At 67.4% G+C, this 12,867-nt stretch carries 13 protein-coding genes; 7 read left to right on the top strand and 6 right to left on the bottom strand.

Features of this window, described 5'->3' with window-relative positions; genetic code table 11:
* Positions 1 to 116: 116 nt before the first annotated feature.
* The 6 genes from CHB86_RS12430 (at position 117) to CHB86_RS12405 (ending at position 6,357) form a co-directional block, all read left to right on the top strand.
* Positions 117 to 1,010 carry an N-acetylmuramic acid 6-phosphate etherase gene (locus tag CHB86_RS12430; RefSeq protein ID WP_089233374.1) on the top strand — a complete coding sequence of 298 codons (894 nt, stop codon included), beginning with the start codon at positions 117 to 119 and terminating at the stop codon, positions 1,008 to 1,010.
* 44 nt (positions 1,011 to 1,054) lie between these two features.
* Positions 1,055 to 2,311, top strand: a complete 1,257-nt coding sequence (locus CHB86_RS12425; protein WP_089233583.1) for an ABC transporter substrate-binding protein — start codon at positions 1,055 to 1,057, stop codon at positions 2,309 to 2,311.
* Between the two features lie 255 nt (positions 2,312 to 2,566).
* The gene (locus tag CHB86_RS12420) at positions 2,567 to 3,484 is read left to right on the top strand and encodes a carbohydrate ABC transporter permease (protein WP_089233373.1); all 918 of its coding nucleotides are present in this window, start codon (positions 2,567 to 2,569) and stop codon (positions 3,482 to 3,484) included.
* Positions 3,485 to 3,494: 10 nt separating this feature from the next.
* The gene (locus CHB86_RS12415) at positions 3,495 to 4,334 is read left to right on the top strand and encodes a carbohydrate ABC transporter permease (RefSeq protein WP_089233372.1); all 840 of its coding nucleotides are present in this window, start codon (positions 3,495 to 3,497) and stop codon (positions 4,332 to 4,334) included.
* Positions 4,331 to 5,365, top strand: coding sequence for a Gfo/Idh/MocA family protein (locus tag CHB86_RS12410; protein WP_176442863.1), 1,035 nt, complete (start codon positions 4,331 to 4,333; stop codon positions 5,363 to 5,365). Before CHB86_RS12415 ends, CHB86_RS12410 begins: the two co-directional genes overlap by 4 nt.
* Positions 5,362 to 6,357: an ABC transporter ATP-binding protein gene (locus CHB86_RS12405; protein ID WP_089233371.1), complete on the top strand. Its 996-nt coding sequence runs from the start codon at positions 5,362 to 5,364 to the stop codon at positions 6,355 to 6,357. Before CHB86_RS12410 ends, CHB86_RS12405 begins: the two co-directional genes overlap by 4 nt.
* A gap of 6 nt (positions 6,358 to 6,363) precedes the next feature.
* Here the strand turns inward: CHB86_RS12405 and CHB86_RS12400 are convergent, their stop codons facing one another.
* Entirely contained in the window at positions 6,364 to 7,020 is a 657-nt protein-coding gene (locus CHB86_RS12400; protein WP_089233370.1) for an NnrU family protein, read from the bottom strand.
* 142 nt (positions 7,021 to 7,162) lie between these two features.
* Between CHB86_RS12400 and CHB86_RS12395 the strand changes: the two genes are divergently transcribed.
* On the top strand, positions 7,163 to 8,536 hold the full coding sequence (locus CHB86_RS12395; RefSeq protein ID WP_176442869.1) for a phosphohexomutase domain-containing protein: 1,374 nt from the start codon (positions 7,163 to 7,165) through the stop codon (positions 8,534 to 8,536).
* On the opposite strand, the gene CHB86_RS12390 is transcribed toward CHB86_RS12395, so the two are convergent.
* From CHB86_RS12390 to CHB86_RS12370, 5 genes are all read right to left on the bottom strand, one after another.
* The gene (locus tag CHB86_RS12390) at positions 8,533 to 9,264 is read right to left on the bottom strand and encodes a class I SAM-dependent methyltransferase (RefSeq protein ID WP_089233368.1); all 732 of its coding nucleotides are present in this window, start codon (positions 9,262 to 9,264) and stop codon (positions 8,533 to 8,535) included. The genes CHB86_RS12395 and CHB86_RS12390 overlap by 4 nt on opposite strands.
* Positions 9,265 to 9,409: 145 nt before the next feature.
* Positions 9,410 to 10,474, bottom strand: a complete 1,065-nt coding sequence (locus CHB86_RS12385) for a DUF1513 domain-containing protein (protein WP_089233367.1) — start codon at positions 10,472 to 10,474, stop codon at positions 9,410 to 9,412.
* 14 nt (positions 10,475 to 10,488) lie between these two features.
* Positions 10,489 to 12,033 (bottom strand): di-heme oxidoreductase family protein, encoded by a 1,545-nt coding sequence (locus CHB86_RS12380; RefSeq protein WP_089233366.1) that lies wholly within the window; start codon positions 12,031 to 12,033, stop codon positions 10,489 to 10,491.
* A gap of 64 nt (positions 12,034 to 12,097) precedes the next feature.
* On the bottom strand, positions 12,098 to 12,583 hold the full coding sequence (gene bfr / locus CHB86_RS12375) for a bacterioferritin (protein ID WP_089233365.1): 486 nt from the start codon (positions 12,581 to 12,583) through the stop codon (positions 12,098 to 12,100).
* The gene (locus CHB86_RS12370) at positions 12,570 to 12,824 is read right to left on the bottom strand and encodes a (2Fe-2S)-binding protein (RefSeq protein WP_089233364.1); all 255 of its coding nucleotides are present in this window, start codon (positions 12,822 to 12,824) and stop codon (positions 12,570 to 12,572) included. The genes bfr and CHB86_RS12370 overlap by 14 nt, the downstream gene beginning before the upstream one ends.
* Between the last annotated feature and the right edge of the window lie 43 nt (positions 12,825 to 12,867).

Here is a 12,867-nt window from a genome sequence, read left to right as displayed (position 1 = left end):
CGTAGTTGGTATGCAACTTGTGTGCTGAGTTGCCATTTTGGAGCGGCTTGGCAAATTGCGGTAGACAAGAGGTATTAGAAAGGTATCGTGTTGAGGTGCGTGTCAGGGGGAATCAGATGGCGACTCCGGAAACGGAAGGACTGCATCCCGAGGCCCGGGGGCTCGATGCGCGGGCGCTGCCCGAGATTGCCGCATTGATGCTGTCGAGCCAGCAGGCTGCGCTCGCCTCCGTCGCCGGTGCCCTGGATCAGATTGCCCGGGGCGCGGAGCTGATGGCGGAGGCGATCCGCTCTGGTGGGTCCCTTGTCTATGCCGCCGCCGGCTCGTCCGGCCTGATGGCGCTCGCTGATGCCGCAGAGCTGGAGGCCACCTTCGGTCTGCCCGCCGACCGCATCGCGCTCCACATGGCAGGCGGCATTCCCCAGGGCGCCAACATGCCCGGCGCGACCGAGGACGACGCGCAGGCCGCGCTTGTCGCCGCGTCCGGCGTGCAGCACGGCGACGCCGTGATCGCGATCAGCGCCAGCGGCACCACCCCCTATCCGCTCGCCTTCCTCCGCGAGGCCCGTGCGCGGGGCGCCCGCACCATCGCGATCGCCAACAACCCGGGCACGCCGATGCTGGAGGAAGCCGAGGTCGCGATCCTGCTCGCCACGCCGCCCGAGGTGGTCTCCGGTTCGACCCGGCTGGGCGCCGGAACGGCCCAGAAGGCGACGCTCAACATGATGTCGACATTGATGGGCATCGCGCTCGGTCATGTGCATGACGGGATGATGGTCAATCTCCGGGCCGACAATGCCAAGCTCATCGACCGGGCCACCGGCATGATCGCCCGGATCGCGGACGTCTCCGAGGCACGCGCGGCTGCCTGCCTGGAGGCGGCGGGAGGCGAGGTGAAGCCGGCCGTCCTGCTGGCCGCCGGCGCGTCCGCGGAAAAGGTGCCGGCGCTGCTCGAGACCCACCAGGGAAACCTGCGCGCCGCGCTGGCCCGGATCGCAGAAGAAACATGAAACCGGCGGCAATGATCGCCGAACCAACCAAGAGGGAATGGACCATGACACACAAGATCATCGGCGCGGCGTTGCTCGCCACCACCGCGATCGTCGCCGGCCCTGCCGCGGCGCAGGACGTGACGCTGACCATCGAGAGCTGGCGCAACGACGACCTGACGCTCTGGCAGGACCAGATCATCCCGGCTTTCGAAGCGGCCAATCCGGGCATCAAGGTGAACTTCACGCCCTCCGCGCCCGCCGAGTACAACGCGGTGCTGAACTCCAAGCTGGATGCAGGCAGCGCGGGCGACCTTATCACCTGCCGCCCGTTCGACGCCTCGCTGGCGCTGTTCGAGGATGGCAAGCTGGCCGACCTCAGTGATCTCGAGGCGATGGCGAGCTTCTCCGACGTCGCCAAGTCCGCCTGGCAGACCGATGACGGCTCGGCCACCTTCTGCGTGCCGATGGCGAGCGTGATCCATGGCTTCATCTACAACAAGGAAGCCTTCGAGGAAGTGGGCGTCGAGCCTCCCGCAACGGTCGACGAATTCTACGCCGTGCTCGACAAGCTGAAGGAGGACGGCAGCTACATCCCGATGGCGATGGGCACCAACGACCAGTGGGAAGCCGCCACAATGGGCTACCAGAACATCGGCCCGACCTACTGGAAGGGCGAGGAAGGCCGGCTGGCACTGATCGCCGGTGAGCAGAAACTGACGGACGAGCCCTGGGTCGCGCCCTATCGCGAGATCGCCAAGTGGAAGGACTATCTCGGCGACGGTTTCGAGGCGCAGACCTATCCCGACAGCCAGAACCTCTTCACCCTCGGCCGCGCCGCGATCTACCCGGCCGGCTCCTGGGAGATCTCGGGCTTCAACGCCCAGGCCGATTTCGAGATGGGCGCCTTCCCGCCGCCGGTCGTGAGCGCCGGCGACACCTGCTACATCTCGGACCACACCGACATCGCGATCGGGCTCAACGCCGCCTCGCCGAACGCAGAGGCCGCGAAGACCTTCCTCAACTGGGTCGGCTCGGAAGAATTCGCCCAGATCTACGCCAACGCGCTGCCGGGCTTCTTCTCGCTCTCCAGCCATGACGTGGCGATGGAGGATCCGCTGGCGCAGGAATTCGTTTCCTGGCGCGGCAAGTGCGAACCGACGATCCGCTCGACCTACCAGATCCTGTCGCGTGGCACGCCGAACCTCGAGAACGAGACGTGGAACGCCTCGGCCCAGGTGATCAAGGGTGCGGAATCGCCAGAGGATGCCGGGCAGCGGCTGCAGGACGGCCTCGCGAGCTGGTACGAACCGCAGCAGTAACCCGTGGCGGCGGGCCGGTTGATGCCGGCCCGCCCGCGGACACTTCGGGAGCCTCCGACGGGGATATTTCCGGACAGAAGAAGTCGCAGCCGTCCAAAGTGACCTGATCTGGTGACCTGGTCCGGCGGATTCCGCGCCTTCCGTCTCGCAAGTACCCGCGCCGCAGGCGTCCGATAGAGGCCAGGCGGGGTCCGATTTGACGGGCGCGCCGGCGACCCCCAAAAAGCAGACCGAGGCACCGGGAGGGTGACCACCATGTCCGACAGACTTCGACCGCGCTGGCACATCCTCGTGTTCCTCGCGCCCGCTGTCCTCGTCTACACGGCGGTGATGATCTTTCCGCTGTTCAACACCCTGCGCCTTTCGCTCTTCACCGAGGTCGAGCAGGAGCGGGTGTTTGTCGGCCTCCAGAACTTCCGGACGTTGTTTGGCGACGCGATCTGGTCGGAGCAGTTCTGGAACGCCCTTGGCAACAACTTCTGGTTCTTCTTCATCCACATGGTGGTGCAGAACCCGATCGGCGTGATCCTGGCGGCGATCCTGAGCCATCCGCGGCTGCGTTTCGCCCATCTCTACCGCTCCGCGATCTTCATCCCGACGATCCTGAGCTTCGTGATCGTGGGCTTTGCCTGGAAGCTGATCCTGTCGCCGATCTGGGGCATCGCGCCGTCGCTGCTCGACGCGGTCGGTCTCAAGTCGCTCTTCGCCCCCTGGCTGGGCAAAGAGGAATACGCGCTGACCACGCTGGCGCTGATCTCGGTCTGGCAGTTCGTGGGCATCCCGATGATGCTGATCTACGCGGCGCTGCTGTCGATCCCCGAGGAGATCCTGGAAGCGGGAGAATGCGACGGCATCACCGGCATGTCCGCTTTCTGGAAGATCAAGCTGCCGCTGATCCTGCCCTCCATCGGGATCATCTCGATCCTGACATTCGTTGGCAACTTCAACGCCTTCGACCTGATCTACGCCGCACAGGGGGCGCTGGCGGGGCCGGATTTCTCGACCGATATCCTCGGCACGTTCCTCTATCGCACCTTCTTCGGCTTCCAGTTGCAGCTGGGCGATCCGCACATGGGCTCGGCGATTGCCACGGCAATGTTCGTGATCATCCTGATCGGGGTGTGCATCTACCTCTTCGGCATCCAGACGCGGCTGCGCCGCTACCAGTTCTGAGGGGGACGCCATGAACAAGGCACGCCGCAACCCGCTCAACACCGCCGCCGCGCACCTGATCCTGCTGACCTATACGGTGATCGCGCTGTTCCCGGTCTTCGTGATCCTGATCAACAGCTTCAAGACGCGAAAGGCGATCTTCCGCGAGCCTCTTGCCCTGCCGTCGGCCGAAACCTTTTCGACCATCGGCTACGAGACCGTGTTCAAGCAGGGGGATTTCTTCCTCTATTTCCAGAACTCGATGATCGTGACGGTCTGCTCGCTGTTCTTCATCCTGCTCTTCGGGGCGATGGCGGCGTTCGCGCTGGCCGAGTACCGGTTCCGGGGCAACACGCTGATGGGGCTCTACCTCGCGCTCGGCATCATGATCCCGATCCGGATCGGCACGGTGGCTATCCTGGAAATGATGGTGGCGACCGGCCTCGTGAACACGCTGTTGGCGTTGATACTCGTCTACACGGCCCAGGGCCTGCCGCTCGCCGTGTTCATCCTTAGCGAGTTCATGAAACAGGTGAGCGACGATTTGAAGAACGCCGGACGAATTGACGGGCTCAGCGAATACACGATCTTCTTCCGTCTCGTCCTGCCGCTGGTCCGGCCGGCGATGGCCACGGTCGCCGTGTTCAACATGATCCCGATCTGGAACGACCTGTGGTTCCCGCTGATCCTCGCGCCGGCGGAGGCCACCAAGACGCTGACGCTTGGAAGCCAGGTCTTTATCGGGCAGTTCGTGACCGACTGGAACGCCGTCCTCTCGGCGCTGTCGATGGCGATCCTGCCGGTGCTCATCCTCTACGTCATCTTCTCGCGGCAGCTGATCCGCGGCATCACCTCGGGAGCCGTCAAATGATCCGCACCCTCATCGCCGGTCTCGGCAACATGGGACTGAGCCATGCGCTCGCCCACCACGAACATCCCGGCTCCGAGATCGTGGGCCTGGTCGACCGGTCCGGGCGCGACCTGCCCGAGCCGCTCGCCGGCTATCCCCGGTTTCGCACCTTCGAGGAAGGGTTGGCCGAGGCGCGGCCGGACCTGGTGTGCATCGCGACCTATTCCGACAGCCACGCCGACTATGCTTGCGCTGCCATGGAGGCGGGGGCGCATGTCTTCGTCGAGAAGCCGCTGGCGACGACCGTGGCCGATGCCGAGCGCGTGGCCGAGACGGCAGCGCGGACCGGGCGCAAGCTGGTCGTCGGTTATATCCTGCGGCACCATCCCTCGTGGCAGCGGCTGATCGCGGAGGCGCGCGGCCTGGGCGGGCCGTATGTCTTCCGGCTGAACCTCAACCAGCAGTCCGACGGGCCGACCTGGGAGACCCACAAGCAGCTGATGCAGACCACCTCGCCCATCGTCGACTGCGGCGTGCACTACGTCGACGTGATGTGCCAGATCACCGATTCCGCGCCGGTGCGGGTGCACGGGATGGGGCTCAGGCTCTCCGACGAGATCGCGCCGGACATGTACAATTACGGGCAGTTCCAGGTGGTCTTCGCGGACGGATCCGTCGGCTGGTACGAGGCCGGCTGGGGGCCGATGATGTCGGAGACCGCGCATTTCGTGAAGGATATCGTCTCCCCCAACGGGGCCGTGTCGATCGTCAGCCTGACGGATGAGGGATCCGACGACGTGGAGGGACATACGAAGGTCGGGGCGCTGAAGATCCATCGGCTCTCGGGCGACGAGATCGTCGACTTCCCCGGCGAGCCGGGCCACCAGAAGCTCTGCGATGCCGAGCAGGCGTTCATGATCCGCGCCATCGTCGAGGATATCGACCTCGCCCGCCATGCCCAGGATGCCGTGCAGTCGCTCCGCATCTGCCTTGCCGCCGACGAGTCCATCCGTACCGGGCGGGCTATCGACCTCACGGGAGACGCCGAATGACCGCCCTGAAACTTTCGAACGTCTGCAAGTCCTTCGGCAAGACCGAGGTGCTCCGGAACATCGACCTGGAAGTCGACGAGGGCGAGTTCGTCGTCTTCGTCGGCCCGTCGGGGTGCGGCAAGTCCACGCTGCTGCGGGTGATTGCCGGTTTGGAGGACGCCACCGAGGGAAGCGTCGAGATCGGCGGGGAGATGGTCAACCAGGTCCCGCCCGCCAAGCGGGGCATCGCGATGGTGTTCCAGTCCTACGCGCTCTACCCGCACCTGACGGTGGAGGGGAACATGGCGCTCGGCCTCAAGCAGGAGGGTCAGCCCCGCGCGGTGATCGAGGAGCGGGTCGCAAAGGCCAGCCACATGCTGTCGCTCGAGGATTATCTCAAGCGCCGCCCGTCCGAGCTGTCCGGCGGTCAACGCCAGCGGGTCGCGATCGGGCGGGCCATCGTGCGCGAGCCCAAGCTTTTCCTGTTCGACGAGCCGCTCTCCAACCTCGATGCGGCCCTGCGCATGAAGACCCGGATCGAGATCGCCAGCCTTCACAAGGCGCTCGACGCCTCGATGATCTATGTCACCCACGATCAGACCGAGGCGATGACGCTGGCCGACAAGATCGTTGTCCTTCGGGACGGGGCGGTGGAGCAGATCGGCGCGCCGATGGAGCTCTACAACAACCCCGCGAACCGCTTCGTCGCCGGGTTCCTCGGCGCGCCGTCGATGAACTTCCTGCCGGCCGAGACGCTCGGCGGGGCGGCCGGGCACACCATCGGCATCCGGCCCGAGAACCTGCGGATCGCCGAGGACGGGCAGATCAGCGGGACCGTGGCGCATGTGGAGCGGCTGGGCGGCGACACACACCTGCTGGTGCGGACCCCGGCGGGGGACGAGGTCACGGTGCGGATCTTTGGCCAGTCCCAGATCCAGAGAGACGCCGAGGTCACGCTCGCCTATGACCCGGCGGAGGCCTACGTCTTCGACGCCGACGGTGCGCGGGTCTGACGTCGCTCAGATCATCGGCTGCACGCCGATGACCGGTCGGTGGAGCACCAGCAGGACGGCATAGGCGATGGCCCCGAGCCCGAGGCGCAGCAGCCCTGCGCGGGTCGGCGTGATCCGACGGTCCCGGCGGGCGAGCCTTTCCCAGGCCTCCGCCCCCATCTCCCGCCGCTTGCGCCGGTCGATCATCCGCATCCCCAGAACCGAGAACCCGGCAAAGGTGCCGAACAGCAGCACATGCGCCAGGTCGCCATTGGGCAGAAGGTGCGCCAGCGACCAGAGCAGCAGCGCCAGCAGCAGCGGATGGCGCGTCCAGCCGACGATGCCGGGATGCACCGGATCGAAGGCCGCGTTGCGCGCACCGCCGAACGAGAGCGGGTTCGGCCGGCCGATGGCAAGCGCGGCGAGCGCCACGGCCAGTCCCATGGCGGCAAGGGTCACATGGTCCTGCCAGAGCGCGCGGTCCCAGAGCAGCACCACCGGCGCGCGCCTCGCCGCACCGATCAGCCAGACCAGCGCCGCGAGCGACAGCACGGAATAGGCGAGCGTGAAGCCATGCGGCCCGAGCGCCGCCACAAGCCGCGCCTTGTTGGCCGGGCGGACGGGGAGCGAATGGCTCAGCAGGAACACCGCAAAGGCCGCCGCCAGCTCTGCCCAGTCGCCCATTCCCGATCTCCCTCCTTGCCCAGTGCGGCGATCCTGCAACGTGGTGTTTCCGAGGCCAAGTCATCGCGTCGATTCCGATGGTCGCAGGGCTGGCGGTCTCGCGGCTTGCCCCCTAAGGTCGCGGCGAATTCGGCAGGAGTGAATTATGAGACTGGCCTGTTTCAAGGGATACGACGTGCGCGGCCGCGTCGGTGAGGAATTGACCGCAGAGACCTGCCGCGCCATCGGCCGCGCCTTTGCCGCGGTCATGACGCCGGGCACGGTCGTGATCGGTCGCGACGTGCGGGCTACGTCGGAGGACTTCGCATCGGCGCTCGCGGAGGGCCTGCTGGAGAGCGGCGTCGACGTGATCGACATCGGGCTTTGTGGCACCGAGGAGGTCTATTTCGCCACCGATCACTACGGCGCGGGCGGCGGCCTGATGGTCACCGCCTCGCACAACCCGATCGACTACAACGGTATCAAGCTCGTCGGTCCCGGCGCACGCCCGATCCCGCCTGCGGAAGGCTTCCAGGAGATCCACGACCGCGTCGCGGCCGGTGCCGAGGCCCCCACCGGCCCGCGCGGCACCCTGCGCCGCGAGAACCCGCGCCCGGCCTATGTCGAGCGCGTGCTCTCCTTCATCGAACCGACCGCGCTCAAGGGCCTGAAGATCCTGGTCAACCCCGGCAACGGCTGCGCCGGCCCGACCTTCGATGCCATCGCCGGGGCCCTCGCCGAACGTGGCGCGGAGATCACGTTCTCCCGCCTTCACCACACGCCGGACGGCAGCTTCCCGCATGGCATCCCGAACCCGCTGCTGCCGGAGAACCGCCCCGTAACCGCCGAGGCGGTCAAGGCAGAAGCCGCCGATTTCGGCGTTGCCTGGGACGGCGACTTCGACCGCTGCTTCCTGTTCGACGAGACCGGCAGCTTCATCGACGGCGAATACCTCGTCGGCCTTCTCGCCACCGCCTTTCTCGGCAAGGTGCCGGGCGCAAGGATCGTTCACGATCCACGCATCATGTGGAACACGCAGGAGCTCGTGGCGGCGGCGGGCGGCGAGGCGGTCGCCTCCCTCACCGGTCATGTCCACGTAAAGGCCGCGATGCGCCGGGTCGATGCCGTCTATGGCGGCGAGATGTCCGCGCATCACTACTTCCGGGACTTCATGTATTGCGACAGCGGCATGATCCCCTGGCTGCTGATCGCCGAACATGTCTGCCGCACCGGCCAGCCGCTCTCGGCGCTGATCGGCGACCGTCGGGCTGCCTTCCCGTCCTCGGGCGAGATCAACTTCCGGGTCTCCGATCCGGCCGCCGCGATGCAGACCGTCGAGGCGGCCTATGCCGGCGACGCCCCGGAGCTCGACCGCATGGACGGTCTCGGCCTCGCCTTCCCCGACTGGCGGCTCAACCTGCGGCGCTCGGCCACCGAGCCGGTGTTGCGGCTCAACGTGGAAACCCGGGGCGACCGGGTCGCGCTCGAGACGCGCACCGCCGAGGTCACCGGCCTGATCTCCGCCTTCGCCTCCTAGCCGAAGGCCTTCCGCACCAACCGCTTCGCCCGCGCCTTCCACCCCCGTCCGCCCGGGGGCGGGGGCATCTGCGCCAGCACATCGGTCGGCCCGTAGCGCCCGTCCGGGTCGCGCAGCGCGAAGCCCGGGCGCGCCAGATCCTTGCGGATCAGGAACTGGTGGTGCGGCAGCGCAAGGATCGGACATTGCACCGCTTCGGCGAAATGGACCGCCCAGGGAAAAACCATGGTCGGCTCGAACTCCGCCCGGTGCTGCCAGATCGTCGGGCTGAAATCGTCGCCCATCAGCCAGCCGCCGTCGCGCAGCTTGGGCCAGACGTTCAGCAGGTCGACGGTGATCCCGCGCAAGGTGTGATCGCCGTCGACATAGGCGAAATCGAGGTTGCCGTCCGGGATCTCCCCGATCGCCTCCACGGTCGTTCCGCGCAGCACCCGGCGCCGGTCGCCGGCGAACTCCGTCGCCGCCATCGCGGCGGCAAAGACCTCGTCGAACTCCGCATCCGAGACGTTCCAGGGCTTGTTCCACCCGTCCAGCCGGCGCCAGGGGTCGAGCATCCAGTAGGTCTCGATCCCCGAACAGGCCCGCAGCATCGCCGCCGCGAAATCGCCACGCCAGACCCCGAGTTCCAGGACCTCCCGCAAGCCGAGGCCGTGCACCAGCCGGGCGGCCATCTCCTGCCGCCCCTCCGCGCCGTCCAGAAGCGCGCCCGCCTCGTCCAATGCCGTCATCGCCTGTCTCCCGACCCGGTTACAGTCCCGCGCTACCACGCAGTTCCTGCGACCGGCTGCGTTCACCTGTCCAGAAATATCCTCATGGGGCGCGGCCAGGGCCGCCCAGGGGCAGACAGCCCCCTCCGCACTCTCCGCCCGTTCCTCAGCCGATGACCACCAGGTGATTGTCCCAGGACCAGTCGCCCGGAACCGGCACGAACCGGCTGCTCCGGCTGTCGCCAAAGGCGAGCCCGCCGGCAACCGTGATCGCCATGCCTTCGGCAGCCGGCGCCGCCCCGGCAGCCACCTCCAGGTCGCGGCCGGGGATCGGGCTGCCACTGGCGGCGTCGAAGAAGATCACATGCCCGCCCTTCGGCCCGGTCACCACGATCTCGCGCCCGTCCACAGCCAGAGCGATCGAACCGGCATATTGCTTGAGCCGCCGGGTCTCCGGGTGGTCATGGTACTGCAGCGCCTCGCCCCGCCGATGGGTCGCCATCAGCGGCACCTGCTCCAGCGGATTGCCCTGCCATTGCAGCGCGATCGCCACCTGCGCGCCGCTGGCCGCGATATGCCGGATCGAGTTCAGCCGCATCGCCTCAGGCGGCTCGACGCTCTCGTCGATCTGGCCCGCCTCGGACAGGTAGGTCAGGTTCGGCCGCATCGTCGGGATGTTGAGCATCCGCCGCTCGTAATCCGGGTGGGTCTGGATGCCGCCGTTGGCGACGCAGAACCCGCCGTCCGCGAGCCGGATGATCTCGTGCGGGCCGATCCCGCCCGAGGGCAGGTCGTCGACCCGGGCATAGCCGGCTTCGGCATCCCAGACACCCAGCCGCCCCTCCGGCACGTCATAGGCGTTCTCGGTGGTCAGCAGATAGCGCCCGTCCGCGGTAAAGGCGCCATGGCCGTAGAAGTGCCGCCCCTCGGGCGAGGCCAGCCGCGTGATCTCGCGCCCGTCGGTGCAATCCATCACGACGGCAAAGGTGCCCGGGCGGCGCGCCATGGCGATCGCCTCGGCGCGGGAAGGGTGCAGGGCGGCGGCATGGCCGCGGCCGGGGATCGGGAACGCGAAGCGCTGCGTGCCGGCGGCGCTCAGCCCCACGATCCAGGTGCTGCCGTCCGGCCGCGAGGCAGCGGTGACATAGGCCGGCGCCCCGGCATCGGCCTCTGCCCAGGCCGGTGCTGCGAGGAAGGCGGTGGAAGTGGCGAGGAACTGGCGTCTGTCCATGTCTCGGTCTCGTCTCAAAGGGAGTTCAGGAACTTCAGAAGGGCATCGCGCTCGGCGGCAGGCATCTCGCGCACGGCGTCGCGGGCAGGTTCCGCCTCGCCACCATGCCACAGGATCGCCTCCAGGAGCGAGCGCGCCCGCCCGTCGTGCAGATAGGTCTCGATACCGGACACACGGGAGGTCAGCCCGATGCCCCAGAGCGGCGGCGTACGCCACTCGCGCCCGGTTGCGGCGGCTTCCGGCCGGTCGTCGGCCAGGCCCGGCCCCATGTCGTGCAGCAGCAGGTCGGTATAGGGCCAGATCAGCTGGAAACCCTGCTCGGGCTGGCCGTCCAACCTGTGGGTCACGAATTTCGGCCGGTGGCAGGACGCGCAGCCCGCCTCGTGAAACAGCCGCTTGCCTTCCAGCACCTGCGGATCGTCCACGTCCCGCCGGGCCGGCACCGCGAGGTTGCGGGTGTAAAGGGTCAGCAGGTCCATTGCCGCGGTCGGGATCTCGCGGCCCTCGTCATTGCCGCTCTCGCCATGCGGTGCGGCGCGGCAATCGGCCTGGGCCTCGGTGCAATCTCCCCAGCCGGCGGCCAGCAGCGGGGTCGAGATCCCGACGTCATGGAGGAAGGCATCGGAATTCTGCTGCGTCAGCGTCGGTTGCCCGGCCTTCCAGCCGAAGCGCCCGAGCATCCGCTGCCCGTATTCTATCGACCAGACCACGTTCGGACGCCCGGAAATCCCGTCGCCATCTGCATCCTCGGGATCGGCATTGGCCAGGATATCCGCCTCCGGAATGGCTTCCAGCAGCCCGAGCCCGATCATCGGCAGGGCGACGCGCGGGCTGGTCTGCACCTCGGGGTGCAGCGGGCCATAGGCCAACCGGTGAATCGTGTAGGTCGGCCGGCGCAGCTCCACCGCCGTGCCGTCGGCGAGGGTGACGGTTTCCGGCGCATAGTCCACCCGCACCCGCCCCTCGGCGGCCAACCCGGCCACCGACTTGTCCTGAAGCTGGGCGCCATAGACCGGCTCCGGCGCGGTGTTGAGATGATCGAGGATCTCGGCGGGAAGGTCCGAAGCCGCCTCGGGCACCGACAGGCGCAGCACCATAGACACCCCGAAATCCTCGGCGTTCTCGGGCGGGTGGCCGCGGCCGTCGCGGATGTGGCAGGATTTGCAGCCGCGCCCGTTGAACAGGGGGCCTAGCCCGTCGCTCGCGGTCGTCGCCGTTGGCGACTCGACCCAGAGCTTCTCGAACAGCCCATTGCCGACCCCGAAATCGAGCCCGAGATCGGGCCGCAGATTGGCGGAGGGCAGGGAAAACGGCACCCGGGTCAGGCTGTCGAAATGCGTCGCCGCCCCGGCCGACCGCGTCTCGAACGGTTCGGGGGCGGTGAAATCCTGCGCCGGCGCCGTCACCGCTGCGACGCGCGCAGCCTCGGCCTCGGTTCGCGGCAGGATGGGCAAGTGAGGCTCGCCCCAGCCCTGCACAGGTTCGGCCGCCCCGGCCAGCGCCGGGATCGTTGCCCATGCCAGGGCGCAAGTCGCGAGATAGCGGCTCGCCGCTCTCATGTTCTTCTGTCCCAAAATATCCCGGGGGTCCGGGGGCTGGCCCCCGGTGCCTGGCGGGCCGTGCTCAGTCGGCCTCGTCCATCGTGCCCGCGTTGAGCTGGGCATAGCGCTCCGCGCCGATCCGGTCGTGCAGGTCGAGCTGGGTCTCGAGGAAGTCGATATGCCCCTCCTCGTCCGTCAGCAGTTCCTGGAAGATCTCCATCGACACGAAATCGCCGATCGACTGGCAATAGGCGCGCGCCTCCTTGTAGAGCGCCTGCGCCTCCTGCTCGGCGGCGAGATCGCATTCCAGCGTCTCCTTCGGCGTCTGGCCGATCCGGAGCGGGTCGAGCGTCTGCAGGTTGGGGTGGCCTTCGAGGAACAGGATACGCTCGATCAGCTTGTCGGCGTGGTTCATCTCCTCGATGCTTTCCTCGCGGCTCTTCGCCGCCATCCGGCTCAGGCCCCAATCGTCCTGAAGGCGGTAGTGCAGCCAGTACTGGCTGACGGCGGTCAGCTCGCTGCGGAGTGCCCTGTTGAGGTAGTCGATAACCTTGTCATCGCCCTTCATGACCAATTTCCTTTGCTTTTCCGAACACCGGCGTCCGGAGATCCGCTGGGACTTCCATGTTGGCATTCCGGCGCATGGTGGACAAGAAAAGCGGCATGCAGCCGCCGCACTTCGCCCTCTTTCCAAGCGCGCGGTACACTTTTCCGGGCGTGATGATCGTTTCGGGGTCGGCGGCGCGCATCCAGTCGACGGCGGCGTGGATGTCATGATCCGAAATTTTCTGGCAGTGGCAGACGATCATGGCCAGGGCTCCGTGTGTCAAAATGCCGGGGGCACCTTCGCCG

Origin of the sequence: Tropicimonas sediminicola (genome assembly GCF_900188335.1) — a bacterium.
Taxonomy (GTDB): domain Bacteria; phylum Pseudomonadota; class Alphaproteobacteria; order Rhodobacterales; family Rhodobacteraceae; genus Tropicimonas; species Tropicimonas sediminicola.
The sequence above is the reverse complement of the archived record's forward strand: the minus strand, read 5'-3'. Positions and strand labels throughout refer to the sequence as shown.

Bases quoted from the DNA above. Each gene is read 5' to 3' on its own strand.
- CHB86_RS12430 (WP_089233374.1), top strand. From the start codon at position 117: ATGGCGACTCCGGAAACGGAAGGACTGCATCCCGAGGCCCGGGGGCTC.
- CHB86_RS12425 (WP_089233583.1), top strand. From the start codon at position 1,055: ATGACACACAAGATCATCGGCGCGGCGTTGCTCGCCACCACCGCGATC.
- CHB86_RS12420 (WP_089233373.1), top strand. From the start codon at position 2,567: ATGTCCGACAGACTTCGACCGCGCTGGCACATCCTCGTGTTCCTCGCG.
- CHB86_RS12415 (WP_089233372.1), top strand. From the start codon at position 3,495: ATGAACAAGGCACGCCGCAACCCGCTCAACACCGCCGCCGCGCACCTG.
- CHB86_RS12410 (WP_176442863.1), top strand. From the start codon at position 4,331: ATGATCCGCACCCTCATCGCCGGTCTCGGCAACATGGGACTGAGCCAT.
- CHB86_RS12405 (WP_089233371.1), top strand. From the start codon at position 5,362: ATGACCGCCCTGAAACTTTCGAACGTCTGCAAGTCCTTCGGCAAGACC.
- CHB86_RS12400 (WP_089233370.1), bottom strand. From the start codon at position 7,020: ATGGGCGACTGGGCAGAGCTGGCGGCGGCCTTTGCGGTGTTCCTGCTG.
- CHB86_RS12390 (WP_089233368.1), bottom strand. From the start codon at position 9,264: ATGACGGCATTGGACGAGGCGGGCGCGCTTCTGGACGGCGCGGAGGGG.
- CHB86_RS12385 (WP_089233367.1), bottom strand. From the start codon at position 10,474: ATGGACAGACGCCAGTTCCTCGCCACTTCCACCGCCTTCCTCGCAGCA.
- CHB86_RS12380 (WP_089233366.1), bottom strand. From the start codon at position 12,033: ATGAGAGCGGCGAGCCGCTATCTCGCGACTTGCGCCCTGGCATGGGCA.
- bfr (WP_089233365.1), bottom strand. From the start codon at position 12,583: ATGAAGGGCGATGACAAGGTTATCGACTACCTCAACAGGGCACTCCGC.
- CHB86_RS12370 (WP_089233364.1), bottom strand. From the start codon at position 12,824: ATGATCGTCTGCCACTGCCAGAAAATTTCGGATCATGACATCCACGCC.